The organism is Nocardia mexicana NBRC 108244, from assembly GCF_001613165.1.
GTDB lineage: Bacteria > Actinomycetota > Actinomycetes > Mycobacteriales > Mycobacteriaceae > Nocardia > Nocardia mexicana.
The window spans coordinates 39,651-57,712 of the sequence record NZ_BDBV01000044.1 but is presented as its reverse complement, the minus strand read 5'-3'; the positions used below and the strand labels follow the sequence as shown (position 1 = coordinate 57,712).

Here is an 18,062-nt window from a genome sequence, read left to right as displayed (position 1 = left end):
ACTGTTCATCTGTTCAGGTGGACAGATCATAGAGCCGGGGACGGGATCCGGCTAACTTGTTGACCATGGGTGAACCTAAGTCCACGGAGGGGTCACCGGTCGGGCGCGGTCGGTCCGCACTCCGCGACGTCGATATCGGCGCCTGGGCGCGGCGTTTCGACCTGCTCTCCGACCCGAACCGCCTGGAGATCCTGCTCTGCCTGCACTGCTCCCCCGGCATCACCGTGAGCGAGCTCGCCGCCGCCACCGGCCGCACCGAGAACTCCGTGTCCCAGGCGCTGCGGGTGCTGCGCCAGGGGCAGTACGTCACCTCGACGCGCGTCGGCCGCGCGGTCGCCAACCAGCTCGACGATCCGATCATCCACGAGGTGCTGCACAGCATCGGAGCCGGACACGGCTGACCCCCGGCCGGAAACCCGGTCGTTCGACAGAGGCGACGGCATCTCCGCCCGCCCTAGCGTGAGCGCCATGAGCAGCGAATACCTCTTCGGACAGTGGCCCGCACCCGATCGCACGGACGCCGGGGCGGTGCTGATCAACGTCTGGCGTGGCGCCACCCCGGAGCGCATGCGGCGATTCACCGACGACATGGTCGACGGGGTGTGGCCCGCCGAGCTCACCGACGGCGAACTGTCGTTCAGCCTGTACGAGAGCGAGGACGGCCGGAGCCTGATGGCCTACAAGCAGTGGACCTCCAAGGACGCCTACGATGCCTACCTCGCCGTGCGGGGTTTCGGCGGCGCGCACGCGTTCCGGGAGGCCAACCCGGACGTCGAGTTCCACCACGACTGGTTCCGGCTGCTGCGCAGCGGGGTGCGGCCCGGCGAGACCCGCACGCCCGGCTGCATGGTGCTCGTCGACATCGAGCCGGAGACGGCCGAGTCCGGAAAACGTTGGGTAGACCAGGTTTTCGACGCGTTCGGCTCCGACGGTGCCGGTTCGCAGAACATCTCGGCACATTTCCACCGGAACCTCGACGGCACCGCGCTGGTCAACTACGCCGAATGGGAGTCGGCCGCCGCCCACGAGCAGGCCCTCGCCGAGGGCAACCTGTCCACCCGCACCACCGAGCAGTGGGAGCGGGTCCGGCAGTTCGGCGGCGTGACCTTCCGCGGGTTCACCCGCTACCGGCTGCTGCGCTCCATCCAGCGCCCGGCGCCGGCCGCGGAGCACTGAGCGCGATTGGTTGCCAGCCGACTCCCACAACCGCGCCTATGGTGGCAGTATGCCCGAGAGCGAGATCGAAAGTCCTGCTCAGAGTCATAGTGATGCCAATAGCGGCCGAGTTGCCATCTGGCGCGGACGGTGGCACCGCTTCCGGCTGTCGCCGTTCTTCCCGGCGACCGTGCTGGTGTTCATCCTCGGCGCCGCGGCGGGATTGTTCGCGGGCTCCTACACCTATACGCTCGCGAATCCGACACCGCATCGCATTCCGGTGGCGATGGTGCACGCCGACCGCGCCGCGCCGACCACGGGGGCGGCCTTCCTGGCGAGCATGGACCGGGCGGTGGACGGGTCGCTGCACGTCGTCCGGTACGACACGCCCGAGGCGGCGGGGCAGGCCGTGGCGGCGCAGCAGGTCTTCGCGATCGTGGATGTCGGACAGCCCGACCTCGTGACGGTCGACGTCTCGGGCGCCTCGGGATCCTCTGTGGCCGAGGTGATTTCGAGCGCGGCCGGGCAGGTGGGCCGTCAGGTCGGGGTGCCGGTCACGGTCACCGACATCAATCCGCTGCAGCGCGGGGACCCGCGTGGCCTGGCGATCTTCTACATCACGCTGGCGGCCGTGATCGTCGGCTTCGTCGGGGCGATTCAGCTGAGCGTGCACGCGCAGGCGCTGAATCCGCTGGAGCGGATCGCCTACTCCGTCGCCTATTCCGTGCTGGGCGGCTTCGTGATCGCGGCGGTGGTGGACTGGTGGCTCGGCGCCCTGCGGCTGCCCTTCGTGGAGTCGTGGTTCATCCTGGCCCTGACGATGTTCACCTCGGGCATGATCTTCACGATGTTCAACACGCTGTTCGGCCGCTGGGCGATGATCCCGACGTGGGGCCTGATGGTGCTGCTGGGCAATCCGTCGTCGGGCGGCGCGGTCTCGTGGCCGCTGCTGCCGTCGGTGCTGGGCAGCATCGGCCGGTGGTTGCCGCCGGGCGCCTCCGTCAACGCCCAGCACACCGCGGTGTACTTCGCCGGTCACCAGCACCTGTTCCCGTTCCTGGTGCTGGCGGGCTGGGCGATACTGTCCTGCACCGTGTTCTGGGTGTGGCGGGACCGGCATCCGGGCGGACGCGGCGCCGATCTGTGACGCGAACTACCGGTCACCGTTCGCGGCGGCGATGGCCTCGCCGACCTCGACGGCGGCCGCCAGGCCCGCCGCGATCAGCGGGTTCTCCCCCGAGCCCCGGCGGATGCCGCCGATGATGGTGCGGGTCGGACGCGGGCTGCCGCGCAGGGGAATCCGGGTGACCGCGTGGTCGTCGGGGATGGGGGCCAGCCGCGGCAGCAGGCATACGCCGAAACCCTGTGCCACGAACGTGGATACGGCGAACCACTCCTTGACGTGATGAGCGACGCGCGGGGTGAATCCCGCTGCCGCGCAGGAGGTCATCACGACATCGTAGGTGTCGCCGCCGGGCTCGTCGAGGATCCACGGCTCCGCGGCCGCATCGCGCAGGGTTACCGAATTCCACTGGGCCAGTGGATGTCCGCGCGGTACCAGCAGGTCCTGCACGTCGTCGAAGAGCACGCGCTGTTCGAAACGGGTGTCGTCGACGGGAGGTGTCGCGGCGGTGGGGAATCCGACGGCGATATCGGCGGATTCGACCAGCAGCTCCCGGAAGAAGCTCGTCGACTCCTGCTCCCGCGCGTAACCCTCGATCCCGGGATGCCGCTCGCGCAGCAGCGCCAGGGCGGGCGCGACGACGGCGGCGAGGGCGGAGGAGACGCCGGTGAACCGGAGCGGACCGGTCAGGTCCGCGCCCCGGGACAGGACGTCGGCACGGGCACGCTCCCAGTGCTCGTGCAGCGCGTCGGCATGGTCGAGCAGGGCCCGCGCGGCCTCGGTCAGGCGCACGTTGCGACCCTCCCGGCGCAGCAGTTCGACGCCGAGTTCGGTGGCCAGCGAACGGATCTGCTGCGAGACCGCCGAGGGTGTCACATACAGTGCCGCGGCGGCGGCCGCCACGGTGCCGCGGTCGGCGAGCACCCGCAGCACCTGAACTCGGCGCAGATCGATCATGTAGTCGATTCTAAAGAATAATCATCGATATTATTCGATGGACCTGAACACTTTGCGGGATAACGCTGAAAGCATGCTTCCCGCACCAGTTTTCGTCCTGGCCGCCGCCGTATCGACGCAGACCGGCCAGGCACTCGGCAAACAACTGTTCGCGCAGGTGGGCCCCGGAGGGGTCGTCGCGCTCCGGCTCGGCTTCGCGGCGATCGTGCTGCTGGCCCTGGCCCGCCCGCGCGCGCTGCCCCGGGGCGCCCGGCTGCGCACCGCGCTCGGGCTCGGCGCCGCGATCGCCGGGATGAACCTGATCTACCCGGCGCTGCACTACCTTCCGCTCGGGGTCGCCAGCAGCCTGCAGTTGCTCGGACCGCTGACGGTGGCGCTGTGCGCCTCGCGCCGCGTCGCCGATATCGGCGTGGTGGCACTGGTCGTGGCCGGAGTGTGGCTGGTGCGCGATCCGGCCTCGGGCGCGCTGGCCTGGCAGGGCATCGCGCTGGCGCTGCTCTCGGCGGCGGCGATGGGGATCTACCTGCTGCTGTCGCGCCGGGCCGGGTCGCTGGCGGACAGCCGATCCGTGCTCGCGTTCGGCGTGGGCGCCGGCGCGCTGCTGGCGGTGCCGTGGGGCGGGCTGGAGGACGGCCGCGCCCTGATCCATCCCGGGGTCCTGCTCGCGGGCGCGGTCGTGGCGGTGGTCTCGGCCGTCATCCCGTACTCGCTCGAACTCGCTGCGCTGCAACGGCTCTCCGCGGGAATCGTCGGAACGCTGCTCACCCTGGAGCCCGTGGTCGCGGCGCTCGCCGGGCTCGTCGTCCTGCACGAGGGCCTGTCCATCCAGCGCTGGGCCGGAATCGTGTGCATCTGCTCGGGGGCCGCCTACGTCACGTGGCAGAACTCGCGCCGCACCGAAACCGGCACCCCCGCCCCGGACGATGCCACCGCGACCGCGCACGGTGGTCCGGGTCATACGGCGGCGGCCTTCCCAGGCAATTAGAAGGTATGTTCCAATTGGTTGTAGAGGGATCGTTCCACAACGACCCCGGAGAAGCCGACGACCGATGGAGGCAGCGATGCGACTCCCGCCGACCGCACACACCGAGCGCCCCTGGCGAATTCACGACCTCACCCGCGATTTCGAGTTGGAGGACGTCTGGGCGCTGCCGACGCCCGGCGGCCCCGACGACCTCCCGCTGCTGATCCGGGAGATCTCCGCGGGCGACGACTCCGACGCCTCCGTCGTCTACCGGCTGCTGTTCGCGATCCGCTGGAAGCTCGGGGCGCTGCTCGGCTGGGACGGCGACGGCGACGGCCTCGACACCCGGGTGCCGTCGCTGTGCGATCGGCTGCCCGACGATCTCCGGGACGGACCGCGCGGACCCGACCTGCGCGGCAAGCCCTTTCGCTCGCTGTACCGCACCGACACCGAATGGGCCAGCGAGATCGCCAACCGGACCATGCACGGCGTCATGCACATCGGCTGGGTCGAGGACGAGCCCGGCCGCTACCGCGGTCAGATGGCCGTGCTGGTGAAGCCGAACGGCCTGTTCGGCAGGTTGTACATGGCCGGGATCAAGCCGTTCCGCTATCTGCTGGTGTACCCGCCGCTGCTGCGCTCGATCGAACGCCACTGGCAGCGGCACGTGATCGCAACGGGCGGGGGCGGGTGAACGCAACGAGCGGCGGCGGCTGACCGAAAGCGCCTGATCACGCGATCGGGGAACGGTCCCGAAATCCTCCGTTCATGCACTGTTTACGATATCCGGATGCTTCTCGACGACGCGCACGGGAGACCGGCCCCGCCGGTCGAACGGGTGGGCGCGCTGCAACTCCGAGTTCGCCGCTACGGGCCGGCGGCGGTGTGGCTCGGTATCGCGGCGGCGGTGCTCGTGCTCGTCGCCGGCGAGCTCATGGCCGTCCACATCCATGCGCTGGGCCCGCTGACCAGCCTGTTCCGCGATTACGCGGGAACTCCCAAGTCCGCGACCACGCCCTGGGCGGGCTTCCTCCTGGCGCTGGTCGGAATCACCTGGCGGGAACGCGCGATCGCCGTCGCCGCCGCGGTCGGGCTGGATCTCGCCTTCGTGATCGTGCGCGCCGCCGAGGGCCACAAGTTCACCGTCGGCAACGGCCCGACGCTGGTGCTGACCGCCCTCGCGGTGCTCGCGGCCACGCGTTGGACCGGCGAGCGACAGCGCACCGCACTGCGCACGATCGCGCTGGGCGCGCTGCTCATCCTGGCCACCAAAGTCGGCGACATCTGGCTGGACGTCACCGCGTGGGCCACCCCGCAGGTGCTCGATCCCTTTGTGCAACAGGCCGATCGGGCACTCGGGAACCCGTCGTGGGTGGCCGGTCAGGCGCTCGACGCGGCGGGGCCGGTGGTGTCCGGGATCCTGCGCTGGGTGTACTTCGAACTGCCGGTCGCGGCGATCGTGGTGGCGGTCTGGCAATTGCGCGACGTGACCAAAGGCGCATGGCCTCGGCACTACCTGGTGCGGACGTTCCTGGCGATCGGGCTCATCGGGCCGATCTTCTACGTGATCTTCCCGGTGGTGGGACCGATCCTCGCGTACGGGCCGGAGGGGCACGGCTTGGAGGTGGCGGACGTCTGGCCGAATATCGTTCCGCCGCTGTCGAACTCGATCGATCCGCTGAGCTTCGACGGCATCACGCCGCGCAACTGCATGCCCTCGCTGCACACCGCCTGGGCGCTGTCGCTGTTCATCCACTCGCGGCGCGGACCGCTCTGGCTGCGCTGGGGCGGGGCGTTCTGGCTCGCCGGGACGCTGGCCGCGACGCTGGGGTTCGGCGCCCACTACGGCATCGACCTCATCGTCGGCGCCACACTGTGCCTGACCATCGAATCCGTGCTGCGCGATCCCGGCCGCGGCTGGGATCGGCAGCGGTCGGGCCTGGTGGCGCTGGGCATCGCGACATTCACCGGGGTCCTGCTGTGCACCAGGTATTTCGCCGCCGAGATGGCGCAACATCCGATTCCGTTCGGGGTTGCGCTGCTCGGCGTCTTCGCGGGGCTGGTGACCGCGTTCTACGTCACGTGGTTCGCCCCGGCACCGGCCGGCCGAGTGTGAGCGGTCACCGCCGGAGTCGGCCGGTTTCGCCCTGTTCGTCCAGCTGCGCGAGGTAATGGCGCAGTACCTCGATCGTCAGCCTCGGCCGCCCACCGGTATGACCGGCGGTCGCGGCCGCCGCGGCCACCGCCCACCGCGCGCACTGATGCGGCGGCAGACCGTGATTGTGGGCCGCGATGAGCGTGGCGGTGAAGGCCGCACCGGCGCCCGCCGTGTCGACGATCGGCACATCGAGCCGCGGCAGCACGAGATGGCCGTCGCGCCAGACGAATACGGTGCCACCGTCGATGTCGAGCACCACGCAGCGGGGACCGCGCCGCTGCAGGGCACGCGCCTCCCGCAGTCCGGCCTCCGCGGTGCCGAGCCGATCGCCGGTGAGTTCCCGGGCCGCACGGTGATCGGCCCGCAGGACATCGGTGAGACGCAGCAACGATTCCCGGCGCCCGTCGTCGACCGGCAGGCCGTCGAGGACGATGCGGCAACCGGCGGCGCGGGCCCGCTGCGCGAGTGCCGAAACCGCCGCCGACGGCTGTCGGAGCTCGATGATCACCGACCGGGTCGCCTCGATCCAGCGCTGCGCGTGTGCGGCATCGGCCGCGGTGAGCCGGACCGGCGGCGGCAGGTCCTCCAGCTGATGCCACCGGCCACCGTCCTCGTGTATGCGGACGACCAGGCCGCTCGCGGTTCCGGTCCGGCACACGATCGGAGCGGCGTCGACGCCGTCGGTTTCGATCCGCGCGACGAGCCGCCTGCCGATCTCGTCGTCGCCCACCACGCCGAGCAGTGCCACGCGCTGGCCGAGCTGTGCGGACGCCACGGCGAGATTGCCGCCCTTGCCGCCCAATGTCTCTCGCCGCTCCCCCACCCGGGCGGCCGCCCGCGAGTCCGGCATCCGCGGCACCGTCAGCACCAGGTCGCGGGCGACCTGCCCGGCGACCAGCACGTCCAGCGACCTCACAGCGGAGCGGTACCCGGCCGCACCGATCCCAAACGGCGCGAGTCGGCGTCGCGGACGCCCGCTCCGGGCAGGTTTGCCTACCGGCCCGAATCCGTTGTGTAGACGTGGAAGTCGCTGAGCAGCCGCTCCTCCTGCAGCAGCGAGGCGCGCGCCTCGCGCCCGTGCGACTTGGCCACCCCCGCGGTGAGCGCCTGCACCAGTGAGGTGAACGCGGTCATCGACCGCAGCACCGAGGGACTGGTGGCGTCGACGAAGAAACAGTCGTCGGCGGTGGCCGCCAGCGGCGACCCCGGATTGTCGGTCAGCACAACGACATGCGCGCCGACCGAACGCGCCCATGCCGCGCCGCGCACGGTTTCGGCCATGTAGCGGTGAATCGACATGGCCACGAAGCAATCTCCCTCGCGCACCCGGCGCAGATCGTCGGTCAGCGCGCCGGCCGTCGCCGTCACCAGGGCGACCTCCTCGCGCACCATGCCCAGCAGATAGGCCAGCAGATAGGCCGGGGCATGGCATTTGCGCAGCCCCATCACATGCACCCGCGGCGCCTCGGTGAGGTGCCGCACCGCCCGGTCCCAGGTCTCGTCCTCGATGCGGGCGAAGGTTCGGGCGATATTGGCCTGATCGAACCCCAGCGTGCGGTTCAGCAACCCGCCCCCGTCGGCGGGCAGCCGCTCCAGATTGTCGAACCGGCGTAGCAGCTGGGCCTGTTCCTGCAGCCGCTCCCGGCACAGCCGGGTCAGCCCGGGATACCCCTTGAGCCCCAGGGCATTCGCGAAGCGGACGACCGTCGCCTCGTTGACGCCGACCGCCGCCGCGAGCTCCGACACGGTCATGAACGCGACGGCCTCCGGGTCGGCCATCACCCGCTCCGAAAGCTTGCGGTGCGCCTGCGACAGCGAGTCGTGCCGCGCGCGCAGCTCGGCGACCAGTTCGTCGAAGGTCTGCGGTCCCTGATCGGTCACGGCGTTCATTGTCCCTCGCTGCTCGGCGGCGGTCGGAAGGTATCCACCACGATACGTAATCGAAATTGCATTCTTACAAAGTTCTGCAAATCTTCTTGCATCGACCGGCCGAGTGTTGTTAGCTACCTCACACGAACATCCGATGAGGACTGGATTCGCACATGACAACTACATCTCTCACCGACGCCGCGACGTCGCCCCAACCCTCCCCCGCCACCCCGCTGATCTCGATGCGCGGCGTGACCAAGACCTTCGGCACCGTCACCGTGCTGCGCGATATCGACCTGGACATCGACAAGGGCGAGGTCGTCGTGGTGATCGGCCCGTCCGGTTCCGGCAAGTCCACGCTGTGCCGGACCATCAACCGGCTGGAGACGATCAGCGGCGGCACCATCACGTTCCGCGGTGAGCCGCTACCCGCCTCCGGCGCCGCGCTGAAGAAGGTGCGGGCGGATATCGGCATGGTGTTCCAGTCGTTCAACCTGTTCCCGCACATGACCGTGCTGCAGAACATCGCCTTCTCGCCGATCCGCATCCGCAAGCTGACCCGCGCCGACGCCGAGGCCAGGGCGAAGGCGCTGCTGGAACGAGTCGGCCTGGCGCACAAGGCCGATGCGTATCCGCCGCAGCTTTCGGGCGGGCAGCAGCAGCGCGTCGCTATCGCGCGCGGCCTGGCCATGGAACCTGAGGTGATGCTGTTCGACGAGCCGACCAGCGCCCTGGACCCGGAGATGGTCAGCGAGGTGCTCGACGTCATGAGAGCCCTGGCGAGCGAGGGGATGACGATGGTGGTCGTCACCCACGAGATGGGATTCGCCAAGGCCAGCGCCGACCGCGTGCTGTTTCTCGCCGACGGCGTCATCGCCGAACAGGCCCCTCCCGAACAGTTTTTCACCGCACCCACCAGCGACCGGGCCAAGGACTTCCTGGCCCGGGTGCTGCAGCACTGAGGGGCCGCCGTGATGAGACGACTGGCCCGCCTCGCCGCCGCACTGCTCGGCGTCGCCGCGGTAACCCTCACCGCCGCCTGCGATTCCGGCGCCCCCGCCATCGACCTGTCCAATTCCGGTCCGCCCGTGGACACTACGGTGAACTTTCCGGCCGGATCGACCATGCAGCGCCTGCACGACGCCCAGAAGATCACCATCGGAACGAAATTCGATCAACCGCTCTTCGGCCTCAAGAACCCGGTCACCGGCCGCCCGGAGGGTTTCGACGCCGAGATGGGCAAGCTCGTCGCCGCCCGGCTGGGCATCCCGGCGAACCGGATCGAATGGGTGGAGACGGTCTCCGCCAACCGGGAACCGTTCCTGCAGCAGGGCCGCGTCGACGCCGTCATCGCCACCTACACCATCAACGACAAGCGCAAGGAGATCATCAACTTCGCGGGACCGTATTACATTGCGGGACAGTCGCTCATGGTGCGGCACGGCAATCCGGCCGAGATCGCAGGGCCGGACGACCTGTCCGGCAAGAACGTCTGCGCGGTGGAGGGTTCGGCATCGTCCACCAATATGCGCAACCGGGTGCCCGGCGCCCACGTCGTGCTCTTCGACTCCTACAGCAAATGCGCCGAGGCCCTGAAGAACGGGCAGGTGGTGGCGATGACCACCGACAACACCATCCTCGGCGGCCTGCGCAGCCTCGACGAGGACGCCTTCGACCTGGTCCCCGGAACCTTCACACAGGAGCCGTACGGCATCGGGATCGCCAAGGGGCGTGAGGATCTCGTGCGCTTCATCGACGACGCGCTGCGCTCCGCCTTCGCCGACGGCGCCTGGACCACGGCCTGGGACCGCACCGCGGGCCGCATCCTCGGCGCGGCACCGGCGCCTCCGGATGTCGAAAGCTATTGAGGGGCACCATCATGCATGTCATCACCGATAACGCCGCGCTGTTGACGAAGGCCTTCGGGACCACCCTGCTGCTCAGCGTCGGCGGCGGCGCGCTCGCCGCGGTCGTCGGGCTGCTCGTCGGGGTCGCGCGAATGTCGCCGGTGCCGTTCCTGCAGCGCGCCGGGGCGGTCTACGTCGAAATCATCCGCAACACCCCGCTGACGGTCGTGTTCTTCCTGATCGTCTTCGTGCTGCCGCAACTCGGACTGACCATCCCCAGCTATGTGCTGGCCGCGGTGATCGCGCTCGGGTTCTACACCGCGGCCTTCGTCTCCGAGGCCGTCCGCGCGGGCGTCAACACCGTCGGCCGCGGACAGGCCGAAGCCGCACGGGCACTGGGGCTCTCGTTCCTGGAGAACATGCGGTTCATCATCGTCCCGCAGGCCCTGCGCGCGGTCGTGCCGCCGCTGGCCAACGTGTGGATCGCGCTGGTCAAGAACACCTCCATCGCCGCCGGATTCGGCGTGCTGGAGCTGACCGCGTCAGGGCAGCGGATCAACTTCCTCGAGCCCGCCGCCGTCGTGCAGGCGCTGCTGTGGATCGCGGTCGCCTACCTCGTCATCACCCTGGGGTCCGCCTTCGGATTCCGCCGGCTCGAGCACCGATTGGCGGTCGCGCGATGAATACCTCCTTCCTCTACGACGAGCCCGGCCCGGACGAGATCCGCCGGTCGCGCCGGATCGGCATCGCGGCCGGGATCGTCTGCGCGATCCTCGTGGTCGCGGTGCTGCTGCGGCTCGAGTCGCACGGGCAGCTCGACCACAAGCGGTGGGCCATCCTGTTCGATCCGGAAACCGGTGTGCCCCAGGTGCTGTGGCAGGGATACGTCGCCACCATCAAGGCGGCGGCCCTCGCGATGGTCATCGCGCTGGCGGTCGGGCTGATCCTCGCGGCCGGGCGGCTGTCGACGCGCCGGAGCGTCCGGCTGGCCACCGGTGCCGTCGTCGAGGGCTTCCGCGGTGTCCCCCTGCTGCTGCTCATGTTGTTCGCGGCGCTCGGATTGCCCAGCCTCGGAATGGATCTGAGCCTGCTGCAGATCGTGGTGCTGGCACTGGTGGCCTACAACTCCTCGGTGCTGTGCGAGATATTCCGCGGCGGCATCCTGGCCATCGACAAGGGCCAGACCGAGGCCGCCGAGGCGATGGGACTCGGCCGCGGGGTGCTGCTGGGCAGAATCCTGCTGCCCCAGGCGATTCCGAACATGCTGCCGGTCCTGGTCAGCCAGATGGTGATCCTGTTGAAGGACACCTCGCTGGGCTTCATCGTCGGCTACGCCGAACTGCTGCGGCAGGGCCGGTCACTGGTCGAGTACTACGGCAGCCAGTACTCCATGCAGCTGTATGTCGGCGTCGCGGTCATGTACATCGCCACCAACTTCGCGATCTCGTTCCTCGCGCGCCTGCTCACCTCCCGGCAGGGGCGCGGCCGACGCACCAAATCCGCTCCCGGCGGGGACATTCCGCTCACCCCCACCCCGGTGGCCGGCGCCGCGCGCTGACCGCCATTCCGAGAGGAGACACACCACGATGACCGCAGCCACCGACGCACCGACCGTGCTGGTGACCCGTCGCGGACGGGTCGCGGAGCTGACGCTGAACCGGCCCGACCGGCTCAACGCCGTCAGCGAGCAGCTGTACCGCACCCTGATCGACGCGCTCGTCGCGGCCGACGACGATCCACGGGTGCGGTGCGTGGTCCTGACCGGCGCCGGTCGCGCATTCTGCGTCGGCGCCGACCTGAAGGCGCATGCCGCGGGTACCCGCACCCGCGCCGATCGGGAGGAATACGCCCAGCTCGGGCAGCAGGCGTGCCGGCAGATCCAGACCATGTCCACGCCGGTCGTGGCGGCGGTCAACGGCTATGCGCTCGGGGCGGGCGCGGAGCTGGCGGTCAGCGCAGATTTCCTCGTGATCGCCGACGACGCGCGCATGGGGTTCCCGGAGGTGAGTATCGGCACCTTCGTCGGCGGCGGGGTCACCCATCGGCTGCCGCGGCTGGTCGGGCTGCGGCGGGCGACGGACCTGCTCATCCTCGGCGAACGCTTCACCGGGGCACGGGCCTACGACTGGGGCCTCGCGCACGCCGCCGTACGCCCCGTGGATCTCAGGGATACGACTGCGGCACTGGCCGATTCGATCGCGAGTAAGGCGCCGCTGGCGCTGGCTCGGATGAAGGCCGCGCTGCGGCGCGACGATCCGCTCGACGTGGCACTGGAGTCCGAACCGTGGGATCTGCTGGCGCTGATGGAAACCGAGGACTGGGCCGAGGGTGTCGCGGCCTTCTCGGAGCGCCGCGATCCGATCTTCCGGGGACAGTGAGGAGTGCCGGTGACACACGCATCCACCACCATGCTCGCCGCGACCGCGCGCACCGCGCTGCAGCGACTGCTCGACCCCCGGTCGATCGCGATCATCGGGGCCTCCACCGATCCGGCCAAGCGCGGCTACCAGGCGATCCGGGCGCTGCAGGAATCCGGGTACGAGCATCCCGTGTATCCGGTCAATCCGAAGGCATCCGAAATCCGCGGGCTGGCGGTGGTTTCGAGCATCGATCGGCTGCCACCCGGGGTCGACGTCGCACTCGTCGCCGTGCCGGGCGCCGCGGTTCCGCGGGTGCTCCGGGAGTGCGGTGCCGCCGGAATCGCCGGGGCGGTGGTGCTGGCCAACGGGTTCCGGGAGATCGGCGCGGCGGGCGAGCGCCTCGAGGCCGAGCTCGCCGCCGCCATCGCCGACAGCGGCGTGCGGGTGATCGGCCCGAACACGTCCGGGCTGGCGAATGTCGCCAGCGGCGCCAATCTGGTGGGGCTGCAGGGCATTCCGAGGGGGCCGGTCAGCGTGGTCACGCAGAGCGGGAACATGCTGCTGTCGCTGGTCAACGACAACGACGCGATGTACGGGCCGGGCCTGCACACCTACGTCGGCCTCGGCAACCAGTCCGACGTCCGCTACGACGAGTGCCTGCCCGAACTCGCGGCGCAGCCGGGCTGTGGCGCGGTGGCCGTGCACTCCGAGGGGATCATCGACGGGCGCGCATTCCTGACCGCCGCCGCACGCACCACCGCCGACACCCCGGTCGTGATGCTGCGCGGCGGGCGCTCGGCGGCCGGGCAGCGAACCGCGTTGTCGCACACCGGATCCGTCGCGGGGTCGGATGCGGTGGCCACGGCCGTGCTGGCGCAGGCGGGCGTGGAACTCGTGCAGCGCTCCGACGAGCTGGCCATGGTCGCGGGAGCGCTGGCCACCACCGGACCGGTGCTGCCGGGCCGCCGGGTGGCGGTGCTGAGCGACGGCGGCGGGCATGCGACGCTGGCGGTGGACGCCCTCACCGCGCGCGGCATCGAACTGGCCGACCTGAGCGAGCGGACGCGAACGGCTTTGCGCGAGTTGCTCGGCCCGGCGGCCTCGGTGGCGGATCCCGTCGACGTCGCCGGAGCGACCGATGCCGATCCGGCCGTATTCGCGGCGGCGATCGAGATCCTGACCGCCGATCCCGCGGTCGGGCTGGTGCTCGTGGTCGGATTGTTCGGCGGGTATCACCTCCGATTCGACGCGACCCTGGAGTCCGCCGAAAACGACACCGTGCGAAGGGTTCTCGCCAACCGGGCCGCGAACGGCACACCGCTGGTGGTGCAGAGCTGCTACGCCGGTGCCCGGATCGCCAATCACGACACGCTCCGGGCCGCGGGGGTCCCCGTGCTCGCCTCCATCGATCACGCGGTGCGGATCGTGGCCGCGCTGGATCGGCGCAGGCGGCGGCTGGAGACCGCCGGGCAGCGCACGACTCTCGCGCTGCCCGACCCCGCGGCACCGGTGACGGAGCGGGCGGGCGTGCTCGACGAGCCGACCGGTCGCCGGTTGCTCGAGGGTTACGGGATCGAGGTGGGCCCCTGGGCCTTGGCCTCGAACGCCGACGAGGTGGCGGTCGCCGTCGCCGGGTTCGACCGTCCATGTGCGGTGAAAGTCGTTTCTCCGCAGGTGATTCACAAGTCCGAGGCCGGGGGTGTGCGGCTCGATGTGGTCGCGGAGGACGCCGCCGCACAGGCTCGCGCGATCACCGATGCGGTCCGGCGGGCCGTCCCGGGCGCGCGGATCGACGGCATGATCGTCATGCCGATGGCGCCGCGCGGGGTCGAACTGCTCGTCGGCGCCACCCGGGACCCGATCTTCGGGCCCGTCGTCGCCTTCGGCAGCGGCGGCGTGCTGGTGGAGGCGCTGGCGGACGTCACCTTCCGGGCGGCGCCGTTCACCGAACTCGAGGCGCACGAGATGATTCGGGAGACGATCGCCTCCCGGCTGCTCGACGGGTACCGCCACCTGCCCGCGGTCGACCGTTCCGCGCTCGCGCGTTTCCTCGTGCGCATCGGCGATCTGGTCGCCGCCCATCCGGAGATCGCGGAGCTGGACCTGAATCCCGTCGTCGCCGCGGGTGCGGGCATAGTTCCCGTGGATGTCCGGATCGTCATCGCACCCGAGGAGAGGAAATCGTGAGTGAGCCCGTCCTGATCGAACGCACCGGCGACGTGGTCGTCTGGACCCTCAACAATCCCGAGGCCCGCAACCCGATCTCCGACGCCGCGACCATCGACGCCCTGGAGGCCGCCGTCGCCGCCGCGAATGCGGATCCGGCACTGCGCGTGGCGATTCTGACCGGCGCGGGGACGGCCTTCTCCTCGGGCGGCAACGTCAAGCACATGCGCGACCGCACCGGCATGTTCGGCGGCTCCCCGGCCGAGCTGCGCCAGGGGTACCGGCACGGCATCCAGCGCATCCCGAAGGCCCTGTACCACTGCGAGATTCCGACCATCGCCGCGGTGAACGGACCGGCCGTGGGCGCCGGCTGCGACCTGGCGCTGATGTGCGATATGCGAATCGCCTCCGGCACCGCGACCTTTGCCGAGAGCTTCGCCAAGGTCGGCATCATCCCCGGCGACGGCGGCGCCTGGCTGCTGCCCCGCGCGGTCGGCATGGCCCGGGCCAGCGAGATGGCGTTCACCGGCGAGGCCATCGACGCGGCGACGGCCCTGGACTGGGGGCTGGTCTCCGCGGTCGTGGCGCCGGACGAGCTGCTCGACGCCGCCCGCGCCCTCGCGGACCGCGTCGCCGCGAACCCGCCGCAGGTGCTGCGCATGACGAAAAAGCTACTGCGAGAAGGCCAGTGGCAGAGCCTGGACAGCCTGCTCGAGCTGTCCGCCGCCCTGCAGGCCCTCGCCCACCAGACCGAAGACCACCACGAGGCGGTCTCCGCCATGCTCGACCGCCGCACCCCCAAGTTCACGGGTCGCTAGCACTCTCCCGTGTCCTGGAACTCAGCCGAAAGGCGGTGGGGCCGCGGGTTCCAGGCGCAGCACCCGGTTGCCGAGCATGATCTCGGCGCCGTGGACCAGGGGCATGGGCTGGTGCGGTTGCAGGCGGATCCAGTCCCGGTAGCCGGGCGGGCGCGCGTGCGTGCCGTTGGTGGAACCGCGGTCGACGACGGTGACATCCCAGTTCATCAGGTGGATCTCGGCGTGCGCGCGGGACATGCCCCCGGAGGTGTCCTCGATCTTCAGCGGCACCAGGCCGCGCCGGGCCGCCTCGGAGTTCTCCGGATCGCGGCCGATCACCGCGTCCGCCGCCAGCAGGTAGGTCATGCCGTCGTCGAGCACCAGCGTGCCCAGCGGGGGTCGCACCACCTCCGTCGGCTGCTGGGTCTGGTCCACGGGCATCCCGCACACGGTGCAGAACGCCGAGCGCGGATCGCTGGGATGCGCTCGCGCACACTTGAATCCGACCACCTTGACCGTGAGCGAGGTGGCGCGCGCGGTCGCCTCCATACGGCGTTCCAGTTCCGGGTCCGGTTCCGGCGCCGGATTGGTGCCGCGGGCCGAACTCGGCACACCGGGATCCGTTCCGGGGGCGGGCCCTCCGCGCTGCTGCGGCTCGCCGGATGTCCCGCCCAGCTGCGTCTCGGCCAAGCGGCGATCCTCGCCGGGTTGCAGATCGATATCCGCTCGCGTCGGAGGCACCGGGGCCTCGGACTTCCGATGCGCGCCGCCGTTGGCCCGCTCCCGATTTCGCGTCCGCGTCCGTTCCCCCTCGAACCACACGATCGCGCCCGCGGCCGCCGCCACGCCCTCGACGAGCGATCCGATACCCCGCTCCGGCAGCTCCGGGATGCGCCCGAGGTCGTCGTCGATGAACAGCGCCACGGCCCGGGCGGGCTGCTCGGCCACGCGGTCGACGGTGAATGCCGCGTCCACGCCGCGGTACCGCTCCGGCCCGTGCTCGCCGTCCAGCACCGCGGTCACGCCGCCGTGCAGGAAGATCGCCACCCCACCGGTCTCGGCCTGTGACAAAATCCCCAGATCGATCGGCCGGTCCGGGCTGATCTGCTCGGCGTCGCGCATCAGCCAGCGCGTCACCTCCCGGGCCACCAGCCGTCCCGGCCCGGCCGGCGCCTGCTCGGCCGCGTCCGACACCAGCTGCGCCAGCGCCTCGGCCGCCAGCATGGCCGGGGAATCGGGAGTCACGCGGCCGCGGCCGGGGTGCGCGACCAGCACCACCGCGCCCGCCACCCGGACCACCACATGGTTGCCGGCGACAACCTCGACCTGCCGATCCATCAACGGAATCGGCCTCCGGGGTAGGTCTGCGCGGTCGTCACCACATGCACAAGGTTAAAGGCAAACGGTTCGCACGGGGCCCCGGCCCGGCCTTCGTTCCGGTAATTTGAGACGACGTGTCGGGAGGAACGGGGGCTGATCCATGGGCCGCAGCACACGTGCGTCGCTCGTCGCCGGGGCAATCGCGCTGGCGGGACTGCTGACCGGATGCGGAGTGGCCGGCAGCCCCGTGCCCGGCGAAATCGACGTCCGGACATTGGAAGTCGGCCCGTACGAGGTGAACCGGCACCACTACGCCTGGGATTCGGACGGCAAGGGCTCGCTGCTGGAGGGCATGCGGATGTCGCAGGTCGTGGTGCCCGCCGTCCGCATCGATCCGTCGCTGACGGTCGGCCAGGGCGGGCGGGTGGTCGCGAACACCGCGGAGGCCACCGAGCGCCTGCTCGCGGCGGTGTCCAAGCGGGTGCTCGACCGCCGCGAGATGGTGGTCGGTTACGTGGCGGGCGGATCGGACAGGCCCAGGGGTCCGGAGGCCACCGCCGTCACCGACCTGGTCATGCGGTTCCCGGATGCGCAGGCGGCCGCGCTGGCCGCCCGCGAACTGGAGGACGCCGACTTCGGTGTCGCACCCGACCTGAATCGCAAGCTCACGCTGCCGGCGTATCCGGACGCCTTCATCCACTACCGGCCCGGCGTGGCCACCATCGGCGCCTTCCTGGCACACCGGGAGTTCGTGATCTCGCTGTTCATCGAGCGTCCCCGCCCCGAGGAGCCGGACCTGCTCGCCTGGGTGCAGAAGACCCTCGACACGCAGGTGGCGGCGCTGGACGGGTTCCGCGCCACCCCGCGGGATCGGCTCGACGAACTGCCTGTCGACCCGGACCGGATGCTGGCCCGGGCGGTCGTGCGCGACCGGCAGCAACGGCCGGATGCCGAGCGGTTCGGGGTGTTCGGCGGGCCCGCGTTCGTCCACATCGCCTCCGACGAGGCGACCCGCCAGCGCCTGGTCGACGACACCGGACTGGACGCCGTGGCCATCGCCGAGACCAGTTCGGTGCTGCGGGTGCGCGACGACGATGCGGGCCTGCGGCTGATCACCGGACTGCTCGCCGCCACGGGACCGCAGTACGATCCGCTGGCCGCGCCGACGAGTATTCCGGGCGCAAAGTGTATGCAGCTCAACGGCAGAGGCGATCCGCAGCGCGAGGGCCGCTACCGCTGTTACGTCCCGTATCACCGCTATGTCCAGGTGGTCGTCGGCAGCGATCTGCAGGACGTCAAGTACCGGACGGCCGCCGCGTACGCCCTGCTGGCGAACAACTACTGAC

At 70.5% G+C, this 18,062-nt stretch carries 18 protein-coding genes; 14 read left to right on the top strand and 4 right to left on the bottom strand.

Translation table 11 applies throughout. From position 1 onward, the window contains the following. Positions 1-65 precede the first annotated feature (65 nt). From NM1_RS17315 to NM1_RS17305, 3 genes are all read left to right on the top strand, one after another. The gene (locus NM1_RS17315; RefSeq protein WP_068020747.1) at positions 66-401 is read left to right on the top strand and encodes an ArsR/SmtB family transcription factor; all 336 of its coding nucleotides are present in this window, start codon (positions 66-68) and stop codon (positions 399-401) included. 67 nt (positions 402-468) lie between these two features. Next, positions 469-1,176, top strand: a complete 708-nt coding sequence (locus NM1_RS17310; RefSeq protein WP_147288901.1) for an antibiotic biosynthesis monooxygenase — start codon at positions 469-471, stop codon at positions 1,174-1,176. A 49-nt stretch (positions 1,177-1,225) separates the two neighbouring features. After that, a complete protein-coding gene (locus NM1_RS17305) occupies positions 1,226-2,302 on the top strand; it encodes an ABC-2 transporter permease (protein WP_246010862.1) in 1,077 nt (358 codons plus the stop codon). A 6-nt stretch (positions 2,303-2,308) separates the two neighbouring features. Here NM1_RS17305 and NM1_RS17300 read toward each other — a convergent pair whose 3' ends face one another. Continuing rightward, entirely contained in the window at positions 2,309-3,235 is a 927-nt protein-coding gene (locus tag NM1_RS17300) for a LysR family transcriptional regulator (RefSeq protein ID WP_068020744.1), read from the bottom strand. 73 nt (positions 3,236-3,308) lie between these two features. Here NM1_RS17300 and NM1_RS17295 point away from each other — a divergent pair, with 73 nt between their 5' ends. The 3 genes from NM1_RS17295 to NM1_RS17285 all read left to right on the top strand — a co-directional run bounded on the left by NM1_RS17295 (position 3,309) and on the right by NM1_RS17285 (position 6,315). Then, positions 3,309-4,220 carry an EamA family transporter gene (locus NM1_RS17295; RefSeq protein WP_068020743.1) on the top strand — a complete coding sequence of 304 codons (912 nt, stop codon included), beginning with the start codon at positions 3,309-3,311 and terminating at the stop codon, positions 4,218-4,220. A gap of 76 nt (positions 4,221-4,296) precedes the next feature. Continuing rightward, positions 4,297-4,893, top strand: a complete 597-nt coding sequence (locus NM1_RS17290; RefSeq protein ID WP_068020917.1) for a DUF2867 domain-containing protein — start codon at positions 4,297-4,299, stop codon at positions 4,891-4,893. 96 nt (positions 4,894-4,989) lie between these two features. Beyond that, positions 4,990-6,315 (top strand): phosphatase PAP2 family protein, encoded by a 1,326-nt coding sequence (locus NM1_RS17285; protein ID WP_068020742.1) that lies wholly within the window; start codon positions 4,990-4,992, stop codon positions 6,313-6,315. Between the two features lie 4 nt (positions 6,316-6,319). Here NM1_RS17285 and NM1_RS17280 read toward each other — a convergent pair whose 3' ends face one another. After that, positions 6,320-7,273: a PfkB family carbohydrate kinase gene (locus NM1_RS17280; protein WP_068020741.1), complete on the bottom strand. Its 954-nt coding sequence runs from the start codon at positions 7,271-7,273 to the stop codon at positions 6,320-6,322. Between the two features lie 77 nt (positions 7,274-7,350). Beyond that, positions 7,351-8,238: a MurR/RpiR family transcriptional regulator gene (locus tag NM1_RS17275; protein WP_169814280.1), complete on the bottom strand. Its 888-nt coding sequence runs from the start codon at positions 8,236-8,238 to the stop codon at positions 7,351-7,353. A gap of 161 nt (positions 8,239-8,399) precedes the next feature. On the opposite strand from NM1_RS17275, the gene NM1_RS17270 reads away from it, so the two are divergent. Genes NM1_RS17270 through NM1_RS17240 form a run of 7 tightly spaced genes read left to right on the top strand, consistent with a single transcriptional unit; the run spans position 8,400 to position 15,417 of the window. After that, a complete protein-coding gene (locus NM1_RS17270) occupies positions 8,400-9,188 on the top strand; it encodes an amino acid ABC transporter ATP-binding protein (RefSeq protein ID WP_068020739.1) in 789 nt (262 codons plus the stop codon). Positions 9,189-9,200: 12 nt separating this feature from the next. Continuing rightward, positions 9,201-10,094: a glutamate ABC transporter substrate-binding protein gene (locus NM1_RS17265; RefSeq protein WP_068020738.1), complete on the top strand. Its 894-nt coding sequence runs from the start codon at positions 9,201-9,203 to the stop codon at positions 10,092-10,094. Between the two features lie 11 nt (positions 10,095-10,105). Further along, the gene (locus NM1_RS17260; RefSeq protein ID WP_068020737.1) at positions 10,106-10,756 is read left to right on the top strand and encodes an amino acid ABC transporter permease; all 651 of its coding nucleotides are present in this window, start codon (positions 10,106-10,108) and stop codon (positions 10,754-10,756) included. Continuing rightward, on the top strand, positions 10,753-11,631 hold the full coding sequence (locus tag NM1_RS17255) for an amino acid ABC transporter permease (RefSeq protein ID WP_068020736.1): 879 nt from the start codon (positions 10,753-10,755) through the stop codon (positions 11,629-11,631). Before NM1_RS17260 ends, NM1_RS17255 begins: the two co-directional genes overlap by 4 nt. A gap of 28 nt (positions 11,632-11,659) precedes the next feature. Further along, a complete protein-coding gene (locus NM1_RS17250; protein ID WP_068020735.1) occupies positions 11,660-12,451 on the top strand; it encodes an enoyl-CoA hydratase/isomerase family protein in 792 nt (263 codons plus the stop codon). Between the two features lie 9 nt (positions 12,452-12,460). Then, positions 12,461-14,620: an acetate--CoA ligase family protein gene (locus NM1_RS17245; protein ID WP_147288900.1), complete on the top strand. Its 2,160-nt coding sequence runs from the start codon at positions 12,461-12,463 to the stop codon at positions 14,618-14,620. Then, positions 14,617-15,417, top strand: coding sequence for a crotonase/enoyl-CoA hydratase family protein (locus NM1_RS17240; protein WP_068020734.1), 801 nt, complete (start codon positions 14,617-14,619; stop codon positions 15,415-15,417). Before NM1_RS17245 ends, NM1_RS17240 begins: the two co-directional genes overlap by 4 nt. Before the next feature lie 21 nt (positions 15,418-15,438). Here the strand turns inward: NM1_RS17240 and NM1_RS17235 are convergent, their stop codons facing one another. Further along, the gene (locus NM1_RS17235) at positions 15,439-16,734 is read right to left on the bottom strand and encodes an FHA domain-containing protein (protein ID WP_068020732.1); all 1,296 of its coding nucleotides are present in this window, start codon (positions 16,732-16,734) and stop codon (positions 15,439-15,441) included. A 142-nt stretch (positions 16,735-16,876) separates the two neighbouring features. On the opposite strand from NM1_RS17235, the gene NM1_RS17230 reads away from it, so the two are divergent. Further along, positions 16,877-18,061 (top strand): DUF7373 family lipoprotein, encoded by a 1,185-nt coding sequence (locus tag NM1_RS17230; protein ID WP_068020730.1) that lies wholly within the window; start codon positions 16,877-16,879, stop codon positions 18,059-18,061. The last annotated feature ends 1 nt before the right edge of the window (position 18,062 follow it).

Excerpts from the sequence above, each read along its gene's own strand:
- NM1_RS17310 (WP_147288901.1), top strand. The coding sequence starts at position 469 with ATGAGCAGCGAATACCTCTTCGGACAGTGGCCCGCACCCGATCGCACG.
- NM1_RS17265 (WP_068020738.1), top strand. The coding sequence starts at position 9,201 with ATGAGACGACTGGCCCGCCTCGCCGCCGCACTGCTCGGCGTCGCCGCG.
- NM1_RS17270 (WP_068020739.1), top strand. The coding sequence starts at position 8,400 with ATGACAACTACATCTCTCACCGACGCCGCGACGTCGCCCCAACCCTCC.
- NM1_RS17250 (WP_068020735.1), top strand. The coding sequence starts at position 11,660 with ATGACCGCAGCCACCGACGCACCGACCGTGCTGGTGACCCGTCGCGGA.
- NM1_RS17315 (WP_068020747.1), top strand. The coding sequence starts at position 66 with ATGGGTGAACCTAAGTCCACGGAGGGGTCACCGGTCGGGCGCGGTCGG.
- NM1_RS17300 (WP_068020744.1), bottom strand. The coding sequence starts at position 3,235 with ATGATCGATCTGCGCCGAGTTCAGGTGCTGCGGGTGCTCGCCGACCGC.
- NM1_RS17230 (WP_068020730.1), top strand. The coding sequence starts at position 16,877 with ATGGGCCGCAGCACACGTGCGTCGCTCGTCGCCGGGGCAATCGCGCTG.
- NM1_RS17295 (WP_068020743.1), top strand. The coding sequence starts at position 3,309 with ATGCTTCCCGCACCAGTTTTCGTCCTGGCCGCCGCCGTATCGACGCAG.
- NM1_RS17305 (WP_246010862.1), top strand. The coding sequence starts at position 1,226 with ATGCCCGAGAGCGAGATCGAAAGTCCTGCTCAGAGTCATAGTGATGCC.
- NM1_RS17255 (WP_068020736.1), top strand. The coding sequence starts at position 10,753 with ATGAATACCTCCTTCCTCTACGACGAGCCCGGCCCGGACGAGATCCGC.
- NM1_RS17260 (WP_068020737.1), top strand. The coding sequence starts at position 10,106 with ATGCATGTCATCACCGATAACGCCGCGCTGTTGACGAAGGCCTTCGGG.
- NM1_RS17235 (WP_068020732.1), bottom strand. The coding sequence starts at position 16,734 with ATGGATCGGCAGGTCGAGGTTGTCGCCGGCAACCATGTGGTGGTCCGG.
- NM1_RS17285 (WP_068020742.1), top strand. The coding sequence starts at position 4,990 with ATGCTTCTCGACGACGCGCACGGGAGACCGGCCCCGCCGGTCGAACGG.
- NM1_RS17290 (WP_068020917.1), top strand. The coding sequence starts at position 4,297 with ATGCGACTCCCGCCGACCGCACACACCGAGCGCCCCTGGCGAATTCAC.